The organism is Citrobacter sp. wls829 (genome assembly GCF_005280825.1).
Lineage (GTDB): Bacteria > Pseudomonadota > Gammaproteobacteria > Enterobacterales > Enterobacteriaceae > Citrobacter > Citrobacter gillenii.
In genome coordinates, this window is the sequence record NZ_SZWP01000075.1 from 89,119 (window position 1) to 113,720 (window position 24,602).

Consider the following 24,602-nt stretch of genomic DNA (forward strand, 5'->3'; position numbering starts at 1 on the left):
CAGGAATTACACGTTCAGAAAACTGCCGAGACGATAACCGCGCTCCGCAATAGCATATTTCAATACCGGAGACGTCAGCACATCAAGTTCAGTTAAGCGGGGGTAACAGTAGGCGCTTTGTCGAATGATATTATCGACAAAGGCCGGGTGGCACATCACTTCCAGCGAGGACTCGCCCCTGTCTGCTGAGGCGTCTAGCACCTGCAAAAACAGCTCTTCGGAAATCGCCTCGCCGTAAAACTCGCTGCTAAATCCCTGCGACGTGCGCAACGCAACAGGTAAGTCAGCAGCCTCAAACACCGTCTGACGATCGATGCGTAGCGCAATACCGTGCTGGGCCGCAAAATTGGCCACTACAGGGAAAATCTGCGGGAACATATGCACATGGTGATGGCTATCCAGATGCGTCGGCTCCCGGCCGAACAGGTCGATGAAACGCTGATACTGTGCGGCCAGCTCGTGCGAAATTTCATCCAGCGGCAAGGTGTCCTCCTCGGCCATCTGCCAGATCCATTTCCCCAGCAGTCCGTCGCGGGTCAGCCCTGGCATTGCCGTCAGCGGTTTCCCCAGCGTCAGCACAAAGTGCATGCCAACAGACAGTTCAGGAAGTTCACGACTCAACTGCACCGCATGCTCAATGGCCTCGCCGTTGACCAGCGCCGTTGTCGAGGTGACAACACCATGGCGACAAGCGTCAATAATGCCGTAGTTTTGCCCTTTGCTCAGGCCAAAATCATCCGCATTCACAATCAGTACGCGTTCCATAGCCGACCTCTATCAGTGTTGTTCGCTTTTGAGCGTCTCGATGCACCCGGCAAAGTTTGGCAGCCATTTTTCATGGGCAAGGATCAGTTCCCGCGCCAGAATTTCGGCATCACGGTCAGAATGCACCAGTGGGCTCAGATTTAACGCCAGCAGCACATCATTAAATTCACCGCTCAGCGCCGCATTACTCGCCGCCACCTCAAACCCTTTAATGGTATAGATAAGGCCAAGCACTTTCTCATCAAAATGCGTGATCCGTGGATGCGGGGTCGCGCCATTGCGCCCCAGCGTACAGGTCATCTCAACCGCCCAGTCCGCAGGAATGTTGTCTACATGGCCATGGTGAGGAATGTTGACATAGTGCTCGGTCTGCTTGTCATTGTAGATGGCGTTGATCACCTCACACGCCGCATCGGAGTAATACGCCCCACCACGCTGCTCAAGCTCCTTCGGTTTCACATTCAGTTCAGGATTTTTATACAGCTCAAAAAGTTGTTTCTCCACTTTTTGCACAACCTGCGCGCGTGCACCGCCCTTATAGTATTCACCCATTTCAATCGCCAGCATCTCTTTTGGCTTGAAATAGTAAAGCAAATACGAACATGGCAGCAGTTTCAGCGAGCGAATCAATCCTTCGCTAAACGGCAGGTCGAAAATGTTCTTCACGGTAGACGCTTTTAACTGCCCCGAGGCCACGCCGTCGAGCAGTTCGTCAAAACGTGACTCGCCGTTGACCAGCACATCTTTAATAAACACCATATGGTTCAGGCCAAACAGATCGATAGATAAATCATCGCTCTCTTTTAACGCCAACACGTCGGTAATAAACATTTTCATGCCGATCGGAATATTGCATACCCCGATGAATTTCTTAAAATTTGTATGGCGATAGACGGCTTCAGTGACCATTCCGGCCGGGTTAGTAAAGTTAATCACCCACGCATTCGGGCACAGTTCTTCGACATCTTTCACGATGTCAAAAATAACCGGAATAGTCCGCAAACCTTTAAACAGGCCGCCCGCGCCGTTTGTCTCCTGGCCCAGATAACCGTGGCTCAGCGGGATTCGCTCGTCCTGCTCACGGGCTTTAAGTTGTCCAACGCGCAGCTGCGTGGTCACAAAGTCAGCGTCTTTCAGCGCTTCGCGACGATCCAGTGTTTTATACAGCTTCATCGGCACGCCGGCATTGTCGATCATGCGTTGGCACAGGTCGAAAATAATATCCAGCTTCTCTTTACCGCCGTCGACATCAACCAACCACAATTCAGACACCGGTAACTCATGATAACGCTTAATAAAGCCTTCAAGTAATTCAGGGGTGTAGCTGCTCCCGCCACCGATAGTGACGACTTTTAATTTCTGGCTCATACTTTCTCCCTTCAGTGTCAAAACACTGACGTGTATTATGCTCAACCCGTTTGTCAGATATAGCGTGGCTGTCCCGACGCTATTTTGGGCAAGCTATAAAAATGGGTTATTGGCAAATAATAGCTACTGATTAAACTCAGTTAACTTCTTCCGGTAGCTATTGGGCGTAAACGACGTCAGTTTTTTAAACGTTTTAATAAACAGGCTTGGGCTGCTGTAACCAGACTCATAAGCAATATCCGTGACCGAATAGTTGGTCATTTCCAGCTGTTTTTTAGCAAAGTTAATGCGGATTTCATTAATAATCTGCATCGGTGTTTTACTGTAATAACGCTGGGTGGCACGAGTCAGATATTCCTGAGATTTTGCCGACAGCTGGACCATGTTTTCCAGCGCATTTTCGCTAAACTGACGTTTGTCGTGCATCGTTTCCACGGTCGCTCTCAGCCATTGTGGAATGTCATCCAACACTTGTTCTTCACGGTGATGCCGGAGTCGATTAATAATGTAGAAGGTGACCACTTCGACAAATTCATCCAGCCCGCTCTCGCGAAAGTTCAGTGATGCAATGACCGTTTCGATATAGGTGAGAAAGGAGTTATTCGCCCGATACACCTGCGATGCAACAAAACAAAACGGCAATAAAGGATGATAGTGCTGTTCAAAAAAACGCTTACTGATACCGACGTTAAGGATCCGCGTGGCGCCGAAATCATAGAAACTTTGGTGATGCGATCCCAGGGGGATAAAAACAAAGTCACCACGTTCCAGCAGCACACGTTTACCGTTGATTTCCTGATAATAGCGACCGGTTAATACCAGCGTAAATTCATAGTAATCGTGCTGATGCAGTCCACTGATACTTTCAGTTTTGTTATAGATAAACACATGGAAATTTTTGCCATTAAACAACTGCTGCTCGTAAACGGTTTTGATTTCCGGTGCGTTAATCTGTAATTGCATCATGCACTCCTCGCTATTTCGGCTTCTCGTGAAGCTCAATCAGTTCCGTCACCAGCTCGCGTGCCAGCATCGACGTCATCAGGTGATCCTGTGCGTGAACCAGAACCAGGCTCACTTTCATTTTACCTTCGCCCTGATCGCCTTCAATCAGTTTCGTTTGTACGAGGTGCGCTTCGTTCAGCGCCATACGAGACTGTTCCATCATGGCCTTCGCCGCCTCAAAATCGCCCTGTTTGGCCATCTTGAGTGCGCCATAGGCCAGGCTACGCGCCTGCCCCGAATTGATGATAAGCCCCATCACCACTTCTTCAAGCTCTTCAGCTTCTGACGATGTATCCACGATATTTTCGATATCCAACATACTCTTTTCCTCTGGTTCAGTCCGGCATGACCGAAAGGCCATGCCGGATTAAATTTAGAATTTCAATGCGTTAGCGATATCTTCTTCGCTTTCTTCTTTATCAATAACGTTCTGCGCTTTGTTGGCGACGACGACGAATGGCAGATACACCAGCGTGGCGACCCCAAGGTTGAACAGTGCCACCAGCAGAGCCGCAACACTACCGTTGGTGTTAAAGAACGCGCCTAACCCGGTTGGCATCGTCCACGGCGCAATATTGGTAATCGGTGGAATAATGCCAGTGTAGTAGGCTGCCAGCATAATCGCGGCCAGAATCGGTTGAACCAGAATGAACGGGATGAACATAACCGGGTTCATGATAATTGGCAGACCGAACAGAATCGGTTCGTTAATCTGGAAGATACCTGACGGCAGGGCCAGTTTCGCCACTTGACGATAATCCGGACGACGAGATGCCAGGAAGATAGCAATAATCAGCCCCAGGGTTGCACCGCTACCGCCGAGGAAGATATAGGAGTCCAGCATCGGTTTTGCCCAGACGTGGAACGTCTTACCGGCTTCCAATGCTGCGTCTACAGAACCAAACTGTTGATAGATAGCGATGTTTTCCAGTGCCCAAGGCGTCATGATACCGCTGTCCAGCGCGGTCAGCGCCAGTGAACCGTGAATACCAAAGAACCACAGCAGCGGAACAAAAATCACGTAAGCCCAGCCCACTACGCTGCCCAGCGACGCCAGCGGAGTCGAAATAGAATCCATGATGATCTGGTGGAAGTTGGTGCCCCAGATTGCCAGTGCCCAGCCAATGATCCCCATAATGGAGAGAATGATAAATCCAGGAATCAGTGCTGAGAAGGAGCGCGAGACCGAGGCAGGAACACTATCGGGTAATCTGATAACCCAATTACGACGGACCACAAAGGTGAACATTTCTGCGACCACAAGACCGATAATAATACCGGAAATAATGTTCGCACCACCCAACCAGTTAGCACCAACGGCATAGGCTTCACCCACACTATAAGGCGTGACGGTCATAAAGGCTGCGACGGAGAGCAAACCTGCGGCCAGAGAGTCAACTTTGCGTTCATCGGCCATCGCCATGCCGATAAAGAAAGGCGCCATCAATGACATGATACCCAGCGTACCGTTATAAACGTTCCCACCGATACCTTTTAAGCTATTGAGATTCTCAATAGTCGAAGCATCAAGTCGGATACCCATTGAATAAAAAAACGACCCCTCCCCAAAGCTCAGGAAAACGTTATTGATTAATACAAACATGGCCCCTGCGAGGGTTAACGGCATTAAACGAATAAAACCGTTTTTGATTGCATTAACGTGTGGCTGCTTTCCAATTTTTACAGCAAAAGGAAGGAGTACCTTTTCAAGTGAAGCAATAGCGTTACTCATAGAAAAATACCCTTAAATACCGCAATATAATATTGCGGTGAATGTTAATGAAATAACTCTTTGACGGGAAATTTAAAAAATATAATTAATTTGCTGCGGCTTTTTTAATTGCTGCAACTGCAGCCTTAAGCACGCCTAAACCATCGACTTTGCCATATAACAGCGAGTCAATCACTTCTACAGGCTTGTTAGGTAACAAACGCTGAATTTCGGGTAACATATAAGCAATTTGCGGGCCTAATAACACGACGTCAGCAACAGGACCTTTTTCCCCAGCCAGCGTTTCAGGGAATGCTTCAATAATAACCGGTACTTCGTATTTTTCAGCCTGCGCACGCATCTTTGAAACTAACAAGGAAGTCGACATGCCCGCAGAACAAAACAGATAAATGTGTTTCTTTTCCATAAAAACGATCCTCATATGCGATTATCTGTCATCCAGACACTCCGCAAGCCATAACCTGCATCCATGCTCTGGGTAACTTGCGTCAGCTAAATTACTTTTTTAGGTGGCTGAAATGAGTATACGGGATTGCACCAGAGGATGGTATTTCCTTGACCAACTAAATTGTCTCTCATTGACCTGGCGTTATGACACCCCTCACATTTCAGGCAAATAATTCGCGACATTAAATAAGATCGTACGGCACAAAAAAACCGGCGCAATGGCCGGTTCCGTTGAGTGCTCAGGCATTAAGCAGTCGTTACTGCTTCGCCGCCTGCGGATCGGTGTCGTACTCCGCACAGGTCTGATAACCAGAATTAACCACGTGTCCTGTATCATCCAAAGCTACAAAATAGGTCTCTGCTTTACCATCTCGTTGACCCAGGATGTAGGTCTGACACGTCCCGCGAGCATGCACCATTGTCACTTCAGAAGACGGCTTGCCGGCAATCTGCGCAACCTGCGCCCGGCTCATCCCTTTCTTCACATCTTTCACCACGGGCTGAACAAATTGGTCTTTTGTACGATCGTAGGCCGTACACCCCGCCAGCATAGTCAATACCGCCGCTGCACCCAGAATTCCTGTTAGATTCTTGTTCATTTTCTCGTCCTCTTGTTTTTCAGCGTGTTATATAAGCCTGGAGCACAACAACACATTTTTCAAGCTTACAGATGAGTCTCAGACCATTTCGGAAAAATCTATACCCTAAATAATTCGAGTTGCAGGAAGGTGGCAAGGGAGCGAATCCCCAGGAGCTTACTAAAGTAAGTGACTGGGGAGAACGAGTGCAGCCGACGCACATGCAACTTGAAGTATGACGGGTATATTAAAACAAAATACTGCGATATCAGGCTGCATCCCTTGTCGTTTGGACGTCAACGCGTTAGCTTTAACCGATCATATTTTTTGTCATTATTTTTTTCGGAGGGGTTAGATGACTCTGCAGCAAGAGATAATCCAGGCACTTGGCGCACAGCCGCACATTAATGCAGAAGAAGAAATTCGCCGTAGCGTAGATTTTCTGAAATCCTATCTGAAAACCTATCCTTTCCTGAAATCACTGGTATTAGGGATTAGCGGCGGTCAGGATTCAACGCTCGCCGGAAAGTTATGCCAAATGGCCATTTCAGAGCTGCGCGACGAGACCGGGAACGACGCGCTGCAGTTTATTGCCGTGCGCCTCCCTTACGGTGTGCAGGCCGATGAACAGGACTGCCAGGACGCCATCACCTTCATTCAGCCGGATCGCGTGTTAACCGTCAATATCAAAGCTGCGGTGCTGGCTAGCGAACAGGCATTACGTGAAGCCGGTATTGAGCTGAGCGATTTTGTGCGCGGTAATGAAAAAGCCCGTGAACGTATGAAGGCACAGTACAGCATCGCCGGAATGACCAGCGGCGTAGTGGTTGGCACCGATCACGCTGCGGAAGCGATTACCGGCTTTTTCACCAAATATGGCGATGGCGGCACCGACATTAACCCACTATTCCGCCTCAACAAGCGTCAGGGGAAACAGCTGCTGGCCGCGCTAGGCTGTCCGGAGCACTTATATAAGAAAGCGCCTACCGCCGACCTCGAAGACGATCGCCCTTCTCTGCCCGATGAAGCCGCCTTAGGCGTAACGTACGACAACATTGATGATTATCTGGAAGGCAAAATTCTGGATGATACTATCGCGAAGAAAATTGAAGGCTGGTATTTAAAGACGGAACACAAACGTCGCACGCCCATTACGGTGTTTGACGATTTCTGGAAAAAAGCGTAATCCACCTTCTTGCATAACGCCGGACAGCAACAAAGCTTCGTATGTCCGGCGTCAACAACTTCACACATGTTGCTTTTTTAATCAACAATCGCCTGCTATACTGGATGAATAACCAGCATCCGGAGTAAACAGTGGTACGCCGCCAATCAGCCCCTCGTATTACCTTTGAAGCAGCTGCAATTTATGAGTACCCCGAGCACCTGCGCCCCTTTTTACAAGCGCTTCCGGCCACGCCCGGTGTTTATCTGTTTCACGGCGAAAGTGACACCATGCCGCTTTATATCGGTAAAAGCATCAATGTTCGCAGCCGGGTGATGGCGCATCTACGCAACGCAGACGAAGCGGCCATGCTACATCAATCCCGACGTATTACCTGGATTTGCACGGCGGGTGAAATGGGTGCCCTGTTGCTGGAGGCACGACTAATTAAAGAGCAACAACCTTTATTCAATAAGCGCCTGCGCCGCACTCGCCAACTCTGTGCTCTGCAATTAACCGATCAACGCCTCCAGGTTATCTACGCGCGCGATGTGGATTTTTCACAGACCCCGAATCTGTTTGGCCTGTTTGCACACCGGCGCGCGGCGCTGCAGGCATTACAGACGGTCGCCGACGAGCACCAGCTTTGCTACGGTTTGCTGGGACTGGAGCCGCTAAGTCGCGGTCGCGCCTGCTTTCGCTCAGCGCTTAAACGTTGCGCCGGAGCCTGCTGTGGGAAAGAAAGTCCCGAGGCGCATCATCTGCGTCTGATGACGGCACTGGAAAGATTGCGTGTGCTCTGCTGGCCATGGAGCAATGCGATTGCGCTAAAAGAAAGCTGCGCAGAAATGACCCAATATCACATTATCAATAACTGGCTATGGCTGGGCGCGGTTTCATCGCTGGATGAAGCCGCTTCGCTGGCACGAATGCCCGCCGGCTTCGATCATGATGGTTACAAAATTCTCTGCCGGCCGGTAATGTCCGGTCACTATGACATTATTGAACTGGATCCGGCGAATGCCCCGGCATCCAGTTAATCTCACTAAACAGCAGCTTCCCTTCCGCTTTTAACAACCGCAGCGTATGCTTGCCGTCGTGCCAGCATGCGCCCTGGTCCGCCGTCAGTAACTTATCGCCCAACTGCCAGGCTCCGCTTAACACAAACACCACACCGCCGCGCGAACCAAAGGTGGTAAACGTTCGATCCGCAACCCTGACTTTGGCCTGGCAGACATCACGACGGGTCATAATATTGAAATCCATCGACATCTGACCTTCTGTCAGTTTGGCTTTGACTACCTGATCGCCCGCAAAGGTAAACGGTTGATGCTGTTTCAGGGTATGGCTGAAGGGATTGGCGCCTTCCAGAGTCACTTCGCCTCCTTCCAGCAGGGTAATCACTCGCTCTACGCCCGGGAAAAGAGAAAACTCACCGTTCGCGGCAATGGACGCGATACTTGCCCGCCAGTGAAAATCGCGGGTCGCTGGCGGAAAACAACAAATCTCTCGCGTTTCACCCGCACCATTGCGCCAAAGATTAACCGGCATTTTGCGGATATCAAAGTATTCCATCATCCCTCCAGAAAGGCGCGGTACGTCAGCATGACGCTCCCTGGCCGCCATAAGTTCACTCTGCACATTTATTGTTATCGGCAGCAGAGTTGATTTGCCTTAGCGAGGATGAGGACGTTTTAAGAAAAAAGATTAACGCGCTGATCCAGGTAGAATTTTCGCAGGCTTCAGGAGAATAGCGTGTCGGTTGCAGGGTGCAATAGGCTGGAAAGAAAAAACCGCCGATCCTGCCCACCTCGTTAAACGTGTTGTGGACAAGACCGGCGGTCTTGAGTTTTGATTCGCGCCGTCCTGAGCAATGCCCAGACACAACGCGAATAATGTAGTGTAGACGCTAATCGGTTACTCAGCAGCCTCTGGCATTTTACCTTTCTGCGCCGCGCGTTCTGTCAGACGCTTCTCAAAATTGGCATTAAACTGTTTTTTCTGTTCCGGCGTCAGGATGTTGTAAATCTTGTTCTGGGTTTCCATATGCGCCAGCATATTAGCTTTGCGCTGTTCTTCCATCTTCGCAATCTGCGCTTCAGCTTTCGCTTTGTCGAAGCTGTCGCTGGCGATGATATCGTGCATTGCACGGCGTTCTTCCAGCGGCGGACGTTTCATCTGATCGCGCTGGCCTTTCATAATGTCGCGGATCTGCTGTTTCTGCGCATCAGTCAGATTCAGATCTTTAAACATCATGTCGTGGTGCGGGCCAAACTTGCCGTTATGGTGCATCATCGGTTTGGCATCAGCCGGAGCGGTAGTTGTGGTATCAGCGGCGTGTGCCAGATTTGCAGCGCCCAGCGCCAGAGTAGAGGCAACAAACAGAGCAGTCAGTTTACGCATAATTTCTATCCTTCCTTTCAGTTATTCTGACGACATTCTTACGATGCTTATCTCATCGGATGTCGTGTTGACGAGATTAACTTTACCGGTAGAAGCGTCAATTAATCAGAGCAACGGTAAAACAATGAAAGTATAAAAAACAAATTCTCATCAATTATGGAGAAAAAAAGAATTAATTGCGCAGAATTGAAATTAAATATTACAACAGGATGATTTTGAAAGGATTGTGGAGAACTATACATGAAGCCTGATTATTAATAAAGCAACTCACCAGGAATAATCCGTAATAACGAAAGCGCACACAAAAAAATACCCCCCGGAGATAAACCCGAGGGAAAGATATTGATTATAACCTTTCCAGCATCAGCCCCGCGCGTAAACCACAGGCCACGTTTGGGTTGGGAAACAGCACATATTCAACATCATGAGTAACAACAAAACGCGCATCGCCGTCCTGCGCCAGCAATGTGCCCTCGTTAAAAGGGGTAAAATTCAGCGTCTGATTGTCCATATGAAGAATAAAATCGTCGCTGTGTCGCGTGATTTGCGACACCACGCGATAGCGCAGCGGCGCGGTTTGCGTTGATGATGCACGCTCACCCTGCAACAAAGCCGCCAACGCCTCCGCCGTGTGAGCAAATTGCGTCAAATCGTTTTGCCCGAACGCCAGAGCCTTACCCAGCTCCAGCGTACAGGCCAGCGCACCGAAATGCTCGCCACTGAAATGGGTAAATGTCCCGCCCGGTGTCTGATGGAAAACCAGCGCCTCCAGTCCCGCATCCCCCAGCCACGATAGAAATCCTTCGTCCCAGGGCACGTTGCGCTGCGGCAGTACGCCAAAGCGCAGATGATGCGAACCGCGAATGGCGGTGTGCAGATCCAGATGCCAGCGCACGGACTCCCTGGTGCGCGAATAAAACGCTTCCAGGCACAGCTCAAGTTCGCGGGCGCGCCGCGTTTCACCGCTCTCGACAAATATCTGCCAGCGCCCGCCAAACATACGGTTCATGTCGCTATGGCAATAGCGCTTCCCCTCCGCCAGCGCCTGCGGATTGCCCAGAATCACCAGCAACCGCCATGTCAGCGTCAACTCGCCACGAAAAAGCGCGGACAGCAGCGCATCCAGCATCTCAACCGGTGCCGTTTCATTGCCATGAATACCTGCAGAGATCACCAGCGAACGATCAACCTCGGCGACCGGCGTCAGCTCCAGCATCCCGTGCCCTGTCCACCGCCAGCTAAAACTATGAGCCTCACCGTGGGTGATATCCGGCGAGGTTCCCGCGAGGGTCAGGGCCAGAAAGTTATCCATAGATCGCCCGCTCCTGCTGGAAAGGATACACCGAGCCGAGATTGAGCAGTTGCGTCAGCGAATCCAGCGCTTCGCGCCCTTCACGTAACAGCTGGGGGTCAGCAAGATCTGCAGCGGTAAGCCGGTCCCGGTAGTAACGATCAACCCAGTTATTGAGCGTATTGAACAACGTGTCGTTCATCATTACCGCCGGATTCACCGCCTGCAGTTCCTGTGGTGTTAACACCACTCTCAGTCGCAGGCATGCCGGACCGCCGCCGTTCGACATACTTTCACGCAGATCGAATACCCGCAGGTCGTCGAGCGGATTATCCGCGTCCAGTAGACCGTTCAGATAGCGCCACACGCCCGCGTGTTCCCGACACTCCTGTGGTAAAACCAGCATCATTGAGCCATCATCACGGCTCAACAACTGGCTGTTAAACAGATACGTTGCCACCGCATCCGCCACCGACACCTCCGCAGCAGGCACTTCCAGCGCCGTAAACCCATCAACCTGAGCGCGTAGCTGGCTCAACAGCGCCTGCTGTCGGACAAATGCCTGTTCATGGCAAAACAGCACCTGGCGATTCGATACCGCGATCACGTCGTTATGGAACACGCCACTATCGATAACGTCCGGGTTTTGCTGGGCAAAGATAAGTTGATGCGGATTAACCTGGTTCAGCCGCGCCACCGCTTCGCTGGCCTCACGCGATTGTCTGGCCGGGTAGCGCCTCGGCTGTGACACATTCCCCTCCTCGCGACCGTAAACAAACAGCTGCACACCAGGTGCACCGTAATCTCCGCCAAGGCGATTGTGGTTGGCCGCCCCTTCATCGCCCAGCAGAGCCACCTGAGGTAGCGCGCTGTGGACCGCAAAAGCATGCTCATCACGGAATATCGCCCGTAATAACGCTTCGGTAGTCGGCGCTTCCAGTGAACGGTGGAATTTGTTGTTCAGGTTCGCCACCGTCAGATGCACTTTCCCATCCAGTGAATCGGCCGAAGGACAGACCGTGGCCGCATTCGCCACCCACATCGGCGAGGCCGAGCTGGCGCTGGAAAGCCAGTGTGGCGCCTGACGCGCCACCTTTTCCAGGATCTGCTCATCGCTACCGCTGAAGCCGAGCTGACGCAGAACCGGAATATACGGACGTTCATGCGGCGGGATCACCGCCTGAGGAAACCCGGCATCTGCCAGCGCTTTCATCTTTAATAAGCCCTGCTTCGCCGCCAGACGGGGATTCGACACCTGAAAACGGTGCCGGGTCGAGGCCTCATTGCCAAACGACAGCCCCGCATAATGGTGGGTCAGTCCCACCAGCCCGTCGAAATTGACCTCACGCGCTTTCATCGCTTTTCTCCACGAGAAAAATCCAGACCTGGGCTCAGCGTCGTCGGCAACGTTAATGCCGGTGACTCCAGACTCGCCATTGGCCAGGCGCAGTAATCTGCGGCATACCACGCGCTGGCACGATGGTTTCCTGAAGCCCCCACTCCGCCAAACGGTGCCGTACTCGCCGCCCCAGTCAACGGTTTATTCCAGTTAACGATGCCCGCCCGCGCTTCCAGCAACAGCTGGTCAAACTGATTGCGATCCGGTGAGACCAATCCGCATGACAGGCCAAATCGGGTGTGGTTCGCAAGGCTTATTGCCTCGTCGAAACTGTCATAACGCCAGACGCCGAGCAGCGGACCAAATACCTCTTCATCCGGCACGTTGGCCACACCGGTAAGTTCGATAATGCCCGGTGCCAGCAGTGACGTGCCCGCTTTTACCCGTCGCGGCGCCAGCAGCGTACGGCCACCTAACGCCTCAAGACGCTGCCAGGCATCACAGACATGTTGCGCCGCCTGCTCAGATATCAGTCCGCCGATAAACGGTTGCGGCTCGTCATCCCACTTGCCGGGCAGTAAACGCTGGCTGACCTCAACCAGGCGCGCCAGAAACGCATCGCCCTGCGCGCCTTTTTTTACCAGCAGACGGCGGGCGCAGGTGCAACGCTGCCCGGCGGTGACAAACGCCGACTGAATAGTCAGATGCACGGCGGCATCAATATCTTCCGGGTTCTCAATAATTAACGGGTTGTTGCCCCCCATCTCCAGCGCGAGGATTTTTTCCGGCTGACCGGAGAGCTGTCGGTGCAGTTGATAACCCGTATTGGCGCTACCGGTAAACAGCAAACCGTCGAGATCTTCCAGCGCGCTTAGCGCCTGCCCGGTTTCGCGCCCACCCTGCACCAGGTTTAGCACGCCCGCAGGGAGTCCCACCTGCGCCCACAGTTTAGTCACCGCTTCACCGGTCCACGGCGTCAGTTCACTGGGTTTAAAAATCAGCGTATTGCCCGCCAGCAGCGCCGGAACGATATGACCGTTGGGGAGATGGCCGGGGAAGTTATACGGACCAAACACCGCCAGCACACCGTGCGGACGATGGCGTAACGTCGCCGCGCCGTCGGGTAATTCGTTGTGTTGCTCTCCGGTACGCGTGTGGTACGCCTTTACGGAAATGGCGATTTTATTGATCATCGCCGTCAGTTCGGTGGCTGCTTCCCAGCGTGGTTTTCCGGTTTCTCTGGCGATAATGGTCGTCAGCTCGGCTTTGTTGCTCTCCAGCAATGTGGCGAATTTTTCCACCACCGCCTGGCGCGCGGAAAAGGGTTGCCTGGCCCAGCCCGCAAACGCCGCACGTGCGGCGCGGCATGCCTGCGCCACCTGCGTAGCATCTGCATCATGGCCTTGCCACAATACATCGCCGCCCACCGGATTAGTTTTAACCCGACGCTCGCCCTGGCCCGTTACCCAGTCGCCGTTTATCCATAAAGTCATGCTGTTTTCTCCTCTGCACATAGACGAACGAAACGGACGTGGTCACCCGCATGGCACTTCAGGGCATCCAGCTGCGCTGCCGTCAGCACCAGCCGCTGGGTATGCGGATCGGCGCGCACCAGCATGACGCGGAAGTTATGGTAGTTTTCATTCGCCACCAGACAAGCCGGATACTCGCCCGGCGCGGGCTGGCCTTCAGCCACCTCCACCAGCCGGCTTTTCCGAATCGCCCGCACCCGGTCGATATCGCATTCCAGCGTCGGTCCGCCGTCGAAAATGTCGACATAGTTGCGATAGCGGAAGCCTTCTTTCTCCAGTACCGCACGCGCCGGTGCCGTTTGCGGATGCACTTCGCCAATCACGCTTTGCGCTTCATCCGACAGGAAGTGGGTATAGATAGGATGCTTGGGCATCAATTCGGCAATAAAGGCTTTTTGCCCGGTGCCGCAAAGAAAATCGGCACGGCTAAACTCCATCGAAAAGAAGCGTTTGCCGAGGCTCTGCCAGAACGGGGAGTAACCATGTTCATCAATCACGCCACGCATCTCGGCCACCACTTTTTCATTAAACCGGTCGCGGAATGCCGCCATAAACATAAAGCGCGATTTCGACAGCAAATAGCCGTTGCCCTCTTTACGCCAGTCCGGATCAAGAAACAGGGTGCAAAGTTCGCTGCTGCCGGTGTGATCGTTACTGAGAAACAGCGTCGGCAGCGCGTTATAGACGTTCAACTCCTTCGAGGCATGGACCAGCGTCCCGACACGATAGTTGTACCAGGGGTCGTTTAGCCCGACCGCCACTTCAATCGCGCAGATCCCGGCCACGGTACCGGTGGCACTGTCCTCGAGTACAAAAACGTAGCCCTGCTCACTTTTTGGCAGTTCGCCCTGCCAGGTTTGCAGTGAACGCTCAATACGCGCCATCAGCGTGGCTTCGTTAGCCGGAAGCGAGGTCAGCCCACCGCCGGTCTTACTGGCCAACTGCATCAACGCCGTAATATCGGCGCGTTCAATGGGACGGATCACCATCATGATGCACCTCCTGCTTTAATACGTTCGCAGGCCAGCGCAAAGCGATCCAGTCCGCTGGCAACCTCTTCTTCGCTAACGTTCAGCGCAGGTGCAAAACGCACCACGTTACCGCCAGCAATCAGCACCATCACGCCGACATTGGCCGCCTCTTGCGAGATAAGCTTCGCTTTACCGGCAAACTCCGCATTCAGCACACAGCCGATCAGCAGCCCCAGTCCACGAACCTCACTAAACAATCCAAAACGTTCGTTAATGGCGTTAATACGCTCCACAAACCAGTCGTGACGCTGTTTTACGCCAGTGAGGATTTCTGGCGTGTTAACGATCTCCAGCAGTTTTCCGGCCACCGCAGAAGCCAGCGGGTTTCCGCCGTAAGTGGTGCCATGCGTACCCACCGTCATAACGCTTGCGCATGGTTCGGTAGCCAGCAGCGCCCCAATAGGGAACCCACCGCCCAGCGCTTTGGCCGTGGTCAGCAGATCCGGCGTCACGCCGTAGTGCATATAGGCATACAGTTCGCCGGTACGTCCCACGCCAGTCTGCACTTCATCAAAAATCAGCAACGCATTGTGGCGATCGCAGAGTTCGCGCAGTCCCTGCAAAAAGGCCTTTGTCGCAGGCACCACGCCACCTTCCCCCTGAATCGGCTCAACAATAACCGCACAGGTGGTGTCATCAATCAGTTGGCTGGCAGAGTCAAGATCGTTATACACCGCATGGCGGATATCCGGCGGCAATGGCGCAAAATCCTGCGAATAGGCCGGCTGTCCCCCGGCGCTCACGGTAAACAGCGTGCGGCCGTGGAAGGCGTTTTTAAACGCGACGATGCCGCTTTTCTGCGTGCCGAAACGGTCGTGAGCATATTTACGCGCCAGTTTTAATGCCGCTTCGTTGGCTTCTGCGCCGGAGTTACAGAAGAAGACACGCTCGGCAAAGGTGGCATCAATCAGTTTTTTTGCCAGCCGCAGTACCGGCTCGTTAGTGTAGCCATTTCCGGTATGCCAGAATTTACCGGCCTGATCGTTTAATGCTTCGCGCAAAGCCGGGTGTGCGTGACCCAGCGCGTTAACCGCAATGCCTCCCGCGAAATCGATATACTCTTTGCCCTGCTGATCCCACAGTCGCGAGCCTTCACCGCGAACCGGCACAAAAGGAGCCGGCGCGTATACGGGCATCATCCATTCATCAAAATTTTCACGCGTAACTGACAGAGACATAGCGACCCCTACGGTAAATAAAAAGTTATTTATATGTTAATAAATATAGTGTTTGCGGTGTAAATGTAGAGTGCAGGGTTCGTGCCAGCCAGCAAAAAATATGCATAAACACGATGAGACAACGAAATATCAATAAGTTACGAACCATCAATATTCATCATATGTGCATATAAAGTGAATACGTTCGCCAGCGGGGTGAATAATTAGAGGAAAAAACGCAATTCTATTCAGTCGCCAAATATAATTCTGGAATTGTGATCGTATACGAAATTTTTCGGAAATTACTGCCCCATTCTGACGCGTATCGCGCCAAAACAGTGCAGTTTTTGCCCCATCGTTAACGCCATTAGCAATCATTGTTGGAATCAGGTGACAAGAAGCAGTCAGCCTGCGGAAATTCTGCTACCATCCTTGCACTATTCATCTTGCAAAGTGGCAGCGACTATGAAATTTGTCTCTTTTAATATCAACGGCCTGCGTGCCCGTCCTCATCAACTGGCAGCCATTGTCGAAAAACACCAACCGGATGTGATCGGCTTGCAGGAGACAAAAGTCCACGATGACATGTTCCCTCTCGAAGAGGTCGCAAAGCTGGGTTACAACGTTTTCTATCACGGTCAAAAAGGCCATTACGGCGTCGCGCTGCTGACGAAAGAAACGCCCATTTCGGTGCGTCGTGGCTTCCCGAACGATGACGAAGAAGCTCAGCGCCGTATTATCATGGCCGAAATCCCGTCTCCACTGGGGAATATCACCGTGATTAACGGCTATTTTCCGCAAGGCGAAAGCCGTGACCACCCGCTGAAGTTCCCAGCCAAAGCCGCGTTTTATCAGAACCTGCAAAACTATCTGGAGACTGAACTGAAGCGCGACAATCCGGTGCTGATCATGGGAGATATGAATATCAGCCCAACCGATCTGGACATCGGTATTGGTGAAGAGAATCGCAAACGCTGGCTGCGTACCGGCAAGTGCTCCTTCCTGCCGGAAGAGCGTGAGTGGATGGAACGACTGATGGGATGGGGTCTGGTGGACACGTTCCGTCACGCACATCCGGACACCGCCGACCAGTACTCGTGGTTTGATTACCGTTCAAAAGGCTTTGACGATAACCGTGGTCTGCGTATCGATCTGCTGCTGGCGAGCAACCCGCTGGCGGAGCGCTGCGAAGAAACCGGCATCGACTATGAGATCCGCAGTATGGAAAAACCGTCCGACCATGCGCCGGTATGGGCCAAATTCCGCGTCTGATCGCCTGAGCGTTGTCACTCTCCGGGCCTTGCCTGGAGAGTCGGTGTAGCCTGAGCAAAATCAAAAAAACCACGGTAATACATTGTTGCCAACGGGGATTTATTATATCTTCGCGCGCACTTTCGCTGGCGAAACGCGTTATTACCCTCGGTATTACAGGAGACCCCCATGAAAAAGAAGTTCGCATAAAGCAGAATACAGACTGCTGATCGTTGCGCTACTCCTCTGTGTCCTGGTGGGCGTTCTCCATTATTCTGGCCTCAGTGGCCTGATAACCCATTTCCACCTTTTACAAGATCTCATCCGCCAGAGCGGCATATACGGCTACGTGCTGTACATTCTGCTGTTTATCGTCGCTGCGCTGTGTCTGATACCCGGCAGCATGCTGGTGATCGTCGGCGGTATCCTGTTTGGCCCGCTGGTGGGGACGATTGTATCGCTGTTTGCAGCCACCGTGGCCTCGGCGCTGTCGTTCTTACTTGCCCGCTGGCTGGGTCGCGATCTGCTGCTGAAATATGTCGGGCATACGGCCACCTTCCAGGCGATAGAAAAAGGCATTGCCCAAAGTGGTAGCGATTTTCTGATCCTCACCCGCCTGGTGCCGTTATTCCCGTACAACATTCAAAATTATGCCTACGGGCTGACCGCCATCCCATTCTGGTCATTCACCGTCATTTCTACACTCACCACCTTCCCCGGCCTGTTCATCTATACGCTCATGTCGCATGAACTCGTCAGCGACGGCATCACCCTGGCGTTTATGGTTAAACTCAGTATTGCTGGCATTATTTTATTTACCCTGGTACAGGCAGCCAAAGCCTGGGCCCGCGTGAAGCGTATTGATCCCTCTGTCCAACGTGAGTTAGCCGATAAATCATGAAGCTGAACAAACCGCACGTCATACGCTATTGCCGGACCGGGCTGATTCTCCTGTTATTGCTGGCGCCGATCGCCTGGGTATGGGTGCCCGGCGTCAGTGATTTTGTCAGTCACAGCCTGGCGGCATTCGCCACGGTTGACCAGCACGCCATTGAAAATCTCATTCGGTCATACGGTGCTCAGGCTGCGGTGGTATCGTTTTGCTTAATGATCTTACAAGCCATTATCGCCCCGCTTCCGGCGTTTGTGATCACCTTTGCCAATGCGTCATTGTTCGGCGCATTCTGGGGAGGCGTACTCTCCTGGACCAGCGCAATGGCTGGCGCGGCGCTATGCTTTTTCATCGCCCGTGTTTTTGGTCGTAGCACGGTGGAAAAGCTGACCGGAAAAACGGTGTTGAATAGCATGGACGCCTTTTTTGCACGCTACGGCAAACACACTATTCTGGTCTGTCGCCTGTTACCTTTCGTTCCCTTTGATCCGGTCAGTTACGCCGCCGGTCTGACATCGATCCGCTTTCGTCATTTTTTCCTCGCCACCGGCGTCGGTCAGCTACCCGCGACACTCGTCTATTCCTGGGCCGGCAGCCTGTTAACCGGAGGAGCATTCTGGTTCGTGACCGGGCTATTTGTATTATTTGCGCTGACTGTGGTTATCTCCGTGGCGAGAAGCATTTATCTTGAACGGCACAGAAAACACGTCTGAGGCCCCCCTTAACAACTGGAGAGTGTATGCGTTATTGCTTATTGTGCCTGAGTTTGCTGTTTTCACCGCTGGCGACCTTCGCGCAAGATCACAGCTGGCAGCAGATCAAAAACGACGCCCGTGGCCAGACGGTGTGGTTCAACGCCTGGGGAGGCGATAACGCAGTGAACCAATATCTCGACTGGGTAAGCGGCGAGATGAAAACACATTACGCCATTAACCTGAAAATCGTGCGTCTGGCCGATGCTGCCGACGCGGTTAAGCGTATTCAAACAGAGGCCGCTTCCGGGCGTAAAACCGGCGGCTCTGTCGATTTACTGTGGGTGAACGGTGAAAACTTCCGTACGCTGAAAGAGGCAAACCTGCTGCAAACGCAGTGGGCGCAGACGCTACCCAACTGGCGCTACGTTGATACCCTGCAGCCTGTCAGCGAAGACTTCTCCATCCCTACAGAGGGAGCCGAGTCACCGTGGGGAGGCGCGCAGCTTACTTTTATCGCTAACCGTGATGTGACCGAACAGCCACCACAAACCCCGCAGGCGCTGCTGGCATTTGCCAAAGCGCATCCTGGTACGGTGACCTACCCGCGCCCCCCGGATTTTACCGGGACTGCATTTCTTGAGCAGTTGCTGATGGCGCTTACTACCCAACCACAAGCGTTGAAAATGGCGCCCGATACCGCGACGTTCGCTGATGTTACGGCTCCGCTGTGGCAGTATCTTGACACGCTGCATCCGTTTTTATGGCGTGAAGGTAAAGACTTCCCGCCTACGCCCGCACGAATGGATACGCTGCTGAACAACGGCGTACTGCGCTTGTCGCTGACCTTTAACCCCGCGCATGCACAACAAAAAGTGGTCAGCGGTGAATTGCCCAAAAACAGCTACAGCTTTGGTTTTACGCAAGGCATGATTGGCAACGTGCATTTTGTCACGATCCCGGCTAACGCCAGCGCCAGCGCAGGGGCGAAAGTCGTCGCCAACTTCCTGCTCTCTCCGGAGGCGCAACTGCGTAAAGCCGATCCCGCCTACTGGGGCGACCCTTCGGTTCTCGACCCGCAAAAATTACCTGCGGCACAACGTGAAGCTCTGCAGGCACGGATCCCTAAAGGATTACCCACCGTGCTTCCTGAACCCCATGCGGCCTGGGTAAACGTACTGGAACAAGAATGGCTACGCCGTTACGGTACGCATTAATCCTGCTGATATGGGGCGTCATGGCGGTGATTTATTTGCCGCTGGTACCTGCCGCCATCGCACTTTTCACACCTGCGCTCTCCATCACTTATTGGCTGGCGCTGTTTGCCGATCCCCAGCTGCCGCAGGCGCTGATGGCGACGCTGGTTTCCGTGACGCTGGCGACCCTCGGTGCGTTGGTCATTGCCCTGTTGGCGATCCTCGCCATGTGGCCCGGCGCGGGCTGGGCGCGGCTGTGCACCCGGCTGCCGTGGCTGTTGGCGATTCCGCACGTCGCGTTTGCCACCGGCGTCCTGTTGCTGTTTGCCGAAGGCGGTCTGCTGTACCGCGTGTTGCCTTTTCTTACCCCACAGGCTGACCGCTACGGGATCGGTCTGGGCTTGACGCTAGCCGTCAAAGAGAGCGCTTTTTTGTTATGGGTACTCTCGGCCCTGCTCAGTGAAAAGCAGCTTGCCCGGCAGGTGACCGTGCTGGACTCGCTGGGATATAGCCGCCTGCAATGCCTCAACTGGTTGGTCTTACCCGCCATCGCACCGGCACTGGGAAAAGTGATGCTGGCGGCCACTGCATGGTCATTGTCGGCGGTGGATGTGGCGATCGTGCTGGGTCCGGGCAATCCGCCAACGCTTGCGGTGTTGAGCTGGCAATGGCTCACTCAGGGCGATGCCGACCAACAGATAAAAGGCTCGCTCGCCAGCCTGCTGCTGGTACTGCTGCTGTGTGTGTATGCGCTGGTTGGTTATCTGCTCTGGCGCAGCTGGCGGCGTACCCTGCCGGGGATTAGCGGGAAGCGCCAGCGTTCTTCATCCTATCCACTGGGGCGCTCACTGGCGCAACTGGTGCCCGTAAGTGGCGTACTCTGCCTGCTGGTTCTGGCCCTGGTTGCACAGTATTCATTCATCGATAGCCAGACGTTATTCACCAGCCTGCAAGTGGGAATGATTGCCAGCGCACTGGCATTAATCACGCTGTTGCTATGGCTGGAATGGGGACCACAGCGCGGACATCGTTGGGTCTGGCTGCCGATTATCCTGCCTGCACTCCCGCTGGTCACCGGACAATATACGCTGGCGCTACACGCACAGCTGGATGGTCAGTTGTTGACGGTTGTCTGGGGACATTTGCTGTGGGTCACACCGTGGATGCTGTTTATCCTCAAACCGGCGTGGCAGCGAATTGATCCACGGTTAATGTTGATTGCGCAGACGCTGGGCTGGTCGCGGGAGCGCATCTTCTGGCAGGTGAAATGTCCGCTGCTGCTGCGCCCGACGCTGATTGCTTTCGCGGTGGGATTTTCCGTCAGTATCGCCCAGTATATGCCGACCCTGTGGTTAGGGGCCGGACGCTTTCCCACGCTGACCACCGAGGCCGTTGCATTGAGCAGCGGCGGCAACGCGGCACGGCTTGCGTCACAGGCGCTCTGGCAACTGCTGCTGCCGCTGTTGGTTTTCACACTGTCAGCGTTACTCTCCGCATGGGTTGGCCGCTGTCGACAAGGACTCCGCTAATGCTAATTGTGAAAAATGTTTCGCTACATCTGGGGCCTTGCGTTCTGCTCAACGAGGCCAATTTCGAGGTCAACAAAGGTGACATTGTCACTATTATGGGTCCCTCCGGCAGCGGCAAATCATCGCTGTTCTCGTGGATGATTGGCGCACTTTCTCCAACGTTTCAGGCGAGTGGCGAGCTGTGGCTTAACGACCGGCGCATCGACTCGTTGCCCACGGCGCAGCGCCAGATTGGCATTTTGTTCCAGGATGCCCTGCTGTTCGACCATTTCAGCGTGGGGCAAAATTTGCTGCTGGCACTCCCCGCAAGTCTGAAAGGATCGGCCAGACGAGATAAGGTCGAGCGCGCCCTTGAGCGTGCCGAGCTGGCGGGGTTTTATCATCGCGATCCGGCGTCACTCTCCGGCGGGCAACGATCGCGTATCGCCCTGCTGCGCGCGCTATTGGCACAGCCACAGGCGCTGCTGCTGGATGAACCCTTCAGCCGACTGGACACCTCGCTTCGCGACGCGTTTCGCCAGTGGGTCTTTGCCGAAGTGCGCAAGCTGGGTATTCCCGTGGTGCAGGTTACCCATGACGCGCAGGACGTTCCGCCCGCGGGCCGCGTTTTGCAGATGGCAAACTGGGCGTGAATGTGGCGATATGCTGCGTTAACGCAATGATTTTATCGGGCTGGCGGCACAGAATGTCGTCTTCTTTTTTTCAACGTCGGGCTATTCGATGAAACGTGTTTCTCAAATGACCGCGCTGGCACTGGCTTTAGGGCTCGCTTGCGCTTCTTCCTGGGCTGCTGAAACAGCACAGACGCTCACCCTCCACCAGTTACAGCAGCAACAAGGCGCGGCAATCGATACCCGTCAAAGTGCGTTTTATAACGGCTGGCCGCAATCGCTTAATGGCCCTTCCGGCCATGAACCTGCCGCCCTGAACCTGTCTGCCGGCTGGCTCGACAACATGAACGACGAGCAACTCACCGCCTGGGTTAAGCAACATCAGTTAAAAACCGATGCACCGGTAGCGCTGTATGGCAGCGAAAGCGACATGCAGGCCGTTAAAGCGCGTCTGCAGAAAGTGGGCTTTAGCCAGCTTTCCACGCTCAGCGATGCACTGCAGGATCCCGCGCGATTGCAGCGCCTACCGCACTTCGAACAGCTGGTCTATCCGCAGTGGCTACACGACCTGCAACAAGGCAAAGCCGTCACCGCCAAACCGGCCGGTGACTGGAAAGTCATTGAAGCAGCCTGGGGGGCACCGAAGCTCTATCTGCTCAGTCATATTCCGGGTGCCGGATACATTGATACCAACGAAGTCGAAAGCGAACCGCTGTGGAACAAAGTCTCCGACGCGCAGCTCAAAGCGATGCTGGCTAAACACGGTATTCGTCATGACACGACGGTGATTTTGTATGGCCGTGATGTCTATGCGGCGGCGCGTGTCGCACAGATCATGCTGTACGCGGGCGTGAAAGATGTTCGCCTGCTCGACGGCGGCTGGCAGACGTGGTCTGACGCAGGATTACCGGTCGAACGCGGCACGGCACCGACGGTTAAACCGGAGCCTGATTTTGGCGCGACGATCCCTGCCCAGCCGCAGCTGATGCTGGATATGGAACAGGCGCGTGGCCTGCTGCATCGTCAGGATGCGTCGCTGGTCAGCATTCGTTCGTGGCCGGAATTTGTCGGCACCACCAGCGGTTACAGCTACATTAAACCAAAAGGTGAAATTGCGGGGGCGCGTTGGGGTCATGCGGGCAGCGACTCCACGCATATGGAAGATTTCCATAACCCGGACGGCACCATGCGCAGCGCAGACGATATCGCCGCAATGTGGAAACAGTGGAACATCTTGCCAGATCAGCAGGTTTCCTTCTACTGCGGTACCGGCTGGCGTGCCTCGGAGACGTTTATGTACGCCCGTGCGATGGGCTGGAAAAACGTCTCGGTGTACGACGGTGGCTGGTTCGAGTGGAGCAGCAATCCGAAGAACCCGGTAGCCAGCGGCGAGCGCGGCCCGGACGCCAGCAAGTAATCGCTGATTATTCCTGACGCTGGACCGATTTCAGCGTCAGGTATCCGCTCCAGATCCGCGTTAACGTTGTCAGCCAGCACAGCGCACCAAATATCCACGCCAGCACGGCAAAATAATCAGGGAACAGACAGCCCAGCACGAACAGCAATATCGTCTCGGTGCCTTCGGTCAACCCACCTAAATAATAAAACGATTTATGCGCATAACCGGGGTTATCAATCTGATGCTTCGCCGCCAGCGCGGCAAAGGCCAAGAAACTACTGCCGGTGCCGATAAACGCAAACAATAGCCAGCTGCCCGCCAGCGCATTCTGCTCGGGTGCCGCCAGAATAAAGCCAAACGGCACCAGCGCGTAAAACAGAAAATCGAGTGAAATATCGAGGAATCCGCCGGCATCGGTCAGTCCCCTGCGCCGCGCCAGCGCGCCGTCCAACCCATCAAACAGACGATTAAGCACAATGGCGACCAGCGCCGCCGAATACCAGCCTAATGCCAGAAACGGCAAGGCCAGCACGCCAATAGCGAAACCGAAGAGCGTCAGACCGTCCGGCGAAATACCGGGCTTATCAATCATGCGAGCGCACTGATGTAACAGCGGTTTTAACCGCGGATGAAGATGGCGGTCAAGCATGTGGCCGTCCTTTGAAACTGTCGCACAATCCCTGCGAAGGAATATCCAGCGCGGCGTTAAAGCGTGCCGAGAGATTTTGAAAGGCAATCAGCGCGGTCATTTCGGTAATCGTGTCATCGGTAAAATGCTGCTGCATTTGCGTCTTCAGCGCATCATCAAGGCGCGGCGGCGTGGCAGTCATCGCATCCGCATAGGCCAGCGCCACGCGCTCTTCTGCGCTAAACAGTGCAGACGATTGCCAGTTCGCCACCTGTAACACTTTATCCAGCGCCCCGCTGCGTTCGGCCAGCCGTAAGCTGTTGGCATCCACGCAGAACGCGCAATGACACACCTGCGACACCCGCGTCATCAACAGCGCGCGCATCACCGGGGTTAATCGCGCCCGTTTACGCTCCAGAAATCCGACAAACAGCGCGACCAGCCAAAACAGAAACGGCATACGCCCCCACCAGCGCGTGGGATGCAGCACGTCGCCGTAATGTTTTTTCTGCGTCGCGACAAGCGGTTTCAAACTGGAAGGGATACGCGTCAACGGTTTTACCCACGCCTGAGGATCGTTCAACGGTGACT

At 53.8% G+C, this 24,602-nt stretch carries 25 protein-coding genes; 9 read left to right on the top strand and 16 right to left on the bottom strand.

Annotated elements, in window-relative coordinates; translation table 11 throughout:
- Positions 1-6 precede the first annotated feature (6 nt).
- The 7 genes from chbG to osmE all read right to left on the bottom strand — a co-directional run bounded on the left by chbG (position 7) and on the right by osmE (position 5,916).
- Entirely contained in the window at positions 7-765 is a 759-nt protein-coding gene (gene chbG, locus FDW88_RS17000) for a chitin disaccharide deacetylase (protein ID WP_137363008.1), read from the bottom strand.
- Positions 766-777: 12 nt separating this feature from the next.
- Positions 778-2,133 carry a 6-phospho-beta-glucosidase gene (locus FDW88_RS17005; RefSeq protein WP_117342989.1) on the bottom strand — a complete coding sequence of 452 codons (1,356 nt, stop codon included), beginning with the start codon at positions 2,131-2,133 and terminating at the stop codon, positions 778-780.
- Positions 2,134-2,256: 123 nt separating this feature from the next.
- On the bottom strand, positions 2,257-3,099 hold the full coding sequence (chbR, locus tag FDW88_RS17010) for a transcriptional regulator ChbR (protein WP_117342988.1): 843 nt from the start codon (positions 3,097-3,099) through the stop codon (positions 2,257-2,259).
- Positions 3,100-3,109: 10 nt separating this feature from the next.
- Complete coding sequence (chbA, locus tag FDW88_RS17015; RefSeq protein WP_137363009.1) at positions 3,110-3,457, bottom strand: PTS N,N'-diacetylchitobiose transporter subunit IIA; 348 nt, start codon at positions 3,455-3,457, stop codon at positions 3,110-3,112.
- Between the two features lie 54 nt (positions 3,458-3,511).
- Entirely contained in the window at positions 3,512-4,870 is a 1,359-nt protein-coding gene (gene chbC / locus FDW88_RS17020; protein WP_115258672.1) for a PTS N,N'-diacetylchitobiose transporter subunit IIC, read from the bottom strand.
- Positions 4,871-4,955: 85 nt separating this feature from the next.
- On the bottom strand, positions 4,956-5,276 hold the full coding sequence (chbB, locus tag FDW88_RS17025; protein WP_003832547.1) for a PTS N,N'-diacetylchitobiose transporter subunit IIB: 321 nt from the start codon (positions 5,274-5,276) through the stop codon (positions 4,956-4,958).
- A 298-nt stretch (positions 5,277-5,574) separates the two neighbouring features.
- Complete coding sequence (gene osmE / locus FDW88_RS17035; RefSeq protein ID WP_096757272.1) at positions 5,575-5,916, bottom strand: osmotically-inducible lipoprotein OsmE; 342 nt, start codon at positions 5,914-5,916, stop codon at positions 5,575-5,577.
- A 334-nt stretch (positions 5,917-6,250) separates the two neighbouring features.
- Here osmE and nadE point away from each other — a divergent pair, with 334 nt between their 5' ends.
- Positions 6,251-7,081, top strand: coding sequence for an ammonia-dependent NAD(+) synthetase (gene nadE, locus FDW88_RS17040; RefSeq protein WP_135912148.1), 831 nt, complete (start codon positions 6,251-6,253; stop codon positions 7,079-7,081).
- Positions 7,082-7,212: 131 nt separating this feature from the next.
- Positions 7,213-8,100, top strand: a complete 888-nt coding sequence (gene cho, locus FDW88_RS17045) for an excinuclease Cho (RefSeq protein WP_137363010.1) — start codon at positions 7,213-7,215, stop codon at positions 8,098-8,100.
- Here cho and ves read toward each other — a convergent pair.
- The 7 genes from ves to FDW88_RS17080 form a co-directional block, all read right to left on the bottom strand.
- Positions 8,060-8,635, bottom strand: a complete 576-nt coding sequence (ves, locus tag FDW88_RS17050; RefSeq protein ID WP_115258676.1) for an environmental stress-induced protein Ves — start codon at positions 8,633-8,635, stop codon at positions 8,060-8,062. The two genes, cho and ves, sit on opposite strands and share 41 nt — an antisense overlap.
- Before the next feature lie 342 nt (positions 8,636-8,977).
- Positions 8,978-9,463: an ATP-independent periplasmic protein-refolding chaperone Spy gene (spy, locus tag FDW88_RS17055; protein WP_096757276.1), complete on the bottom strand. Its 486-nt coding sequence runs from the start codon at positions 9,461-9,463 to the stop codon at positions 8,978-8,980.
- Positions 9,464-9,809: 346 nt separating this feature from the next.
- Positions 9,810-10,775, bottom strand: a complete 966-nt coding sequence (gene astE, locus FDW88_RS17060; RefSeq protein ID WP_137363011.1) for a succinylglutamate desuccinylase — start codon at positions 10,773-10,775, stop codon at positions 9,810-9,812.
- Entirely contained in the window at positions 10,768-12,111 is a 1,344-nt protein-coding gene (gene astB / locus FDW88_RS17065) for an N-succinylarginine dihydrolase (RefSeq protein ID WP_137363012.1), read from the bottom strand. The genes astE and astB overlap by 8 nt, the downstream gene beginning before the upstream one ends.
- Positions 12,108-13,586: a succinylglutamate-semialdehyde dehydrogenase gene (gene astD, locus FDW88_RS17070; RefSeq protein ID WP_137363013.1), complete on the bottom strand. Its 1,479-nt coding sequence runs from the start codon at positions 13,584-13,586 to the stop codon at positions 12,108-12,110. The genes astB and astD overlap by 4 nt, the downstream gene beginning before the upstream one ends.
- A complete protein-coding gene (astA, locus tag FDW88_RS17075; RefSeq protein WP_096757280.1) occupies positions 13,583-14,617 on the bottom strand; it encodes an arginine N-succinyltransferase in 1,035 nt (344 codons plus the stop codon). The genes astD and astA overlap by 4 nt, the downstream gene beginning before the upstream one ends.
- Positions 14,614-15,834 (bottom strand): aspartate aminotransferase family protein, encoded by a 1,221-nt coding sequence (locus FDW88_RS17080; RefSeq protein ID WP_137363014.1) that lies wholly within the window; start codon positions 15,832-15,834, stop codon positions 14,614-14,616. The genes astA and FDW88_RS17080 overlap by 4 nt, the downstream gene beginning before the upstream one ends.
- A gap of 444 nt (positions 15,835-16,278) precedes the next feature.
- Here FDW88_RS17080 and xthA point away from each other — a divergent pair, with 444 nt between their 5' ends.
- The 7 genes from xthA to FDW88_RS17120 all read left to right on the top strand — a co-directional run bounded on the left by xthA (position 16,279) and on the right by FDW88_RS17120 (position 23,401).
- Positions 16,279-17,085, top strand: a complete 807-nt coding sequence (gene xthA / locus FDW88_RS17090; RefSeq protein ID WP_115258681.1) for an exodeoxyribonuclease III — start codon at positions 16,279-16,281, stop codon at positions 17,083-17,085.
- 328 nt (positions 17,086-17,413) lie between these two features.
- Positions 17,414-17,965: a TVP38/TMEM64 family protein gene (locus FDW88_RS17095; protein ID WP_249354898.1), complete on the top strand. Its 552-nt coding sequence runs from the start codon at positions 17,414-17,416 to the stop codon at positions 17,963-17,965.
- Positions 17,962-18,669 (top strand): TVP38/TMEM64 family protein, encoded by a 708-nt coding sequence (locus FDW88_RS17100; protein ID WP_137363016.1) that lies wholly within the window; start codon positions 17,962-17,964, stop codon positions 18,667-18,669. Before FDW88_RS17095 ends, FDW88_RS17100 begins: the two co-directional genes overlap by 4 nt.
- A gap of 26 nt (positions 18,670-18,695) precedes the next feature.
- Positions 18,696-19,865 (top strand): ABC transporter substrate-binding protein, encoded by a 1,170-nt coding sequence (locus FDW88_RS17105; protein ID WP_115258683.1) that lies wholly within the window; start codon positions 18,696-18,698, stop codon positions 19,863-19,865.
- The gene (locus FDW88_RS17110; RefSeq protein ID WP_137363017.1) at positions 19,838-21,373 is read left to right on the top strand and encodes a thiamine ABC transporter permease; all 1,536 of its coding nucleotides are present in this window, start codon (positions 19,838-19,840) and stop codon (positions 21,371-21,373) included. Before FDW88_RS17105 ends, FDW88_RS17110 begins: the two co-directional genes overlap by 28 nt.
- Positions 21,373-22,005, top strand: a complete 633-nt coding sequence (locus FDW88_RS17115) for an ATP-binding cassette domain-containing protein (RefSeq protein ID WP_137363018.1) — start codon at positions 21,373-21,375, stop codon at positions 22,003-22,005. Before FDW88_RS17110 ends, FDW88_RS17115 begins: the two co-directional genes overlap by 1 nt.
- A gap of 88 nt (positions 22,006-22,093) precedes the next feature.
- Positions 22,094-23,401, top strand: coding sequence for a sulfurtransferase (locus tag FDW88_RS17120; RefSeq protein ID WP_137363019.1), 1,308 nt, complete (start codon positions 22,094-22,096; stop codon positions 23,399-23,401).
- 7 nt (positions 23,402-23,408) lie between these two features.
- Here the strand turns inward: FDW88_RS17120 and FDW88_RS17125 are convergent, their stop codons facing one another.
- On the bottom strand, positions 23,409-24,032 hold the full coding sequence (locus FDW88_RS17125) for a CDP-alcohol phosphatidyltransferase family protein (RefSeq protein ID WP_137363020.1): 624 nt from the start codon (positions 24,030-24,032) through the stop codon (positions 23,409-23,411).
- A complete protein-coding gene (locus tag FDW88_RS17130; RefSeq protein WP_117342976.1) occupies positions 24,025-24,594 on the bottom strand; it encodes a carboxymuconolactone decarboxylase family protein in 570 nt (189 codons plus the stop codon). Before FDW88_RS17130 ends, FDW88_RS17125 begins: the two co-directional genes overlap by 8 nt.
- Positions 24,595-24,602 lie beyond the last annotated feature (8 nt).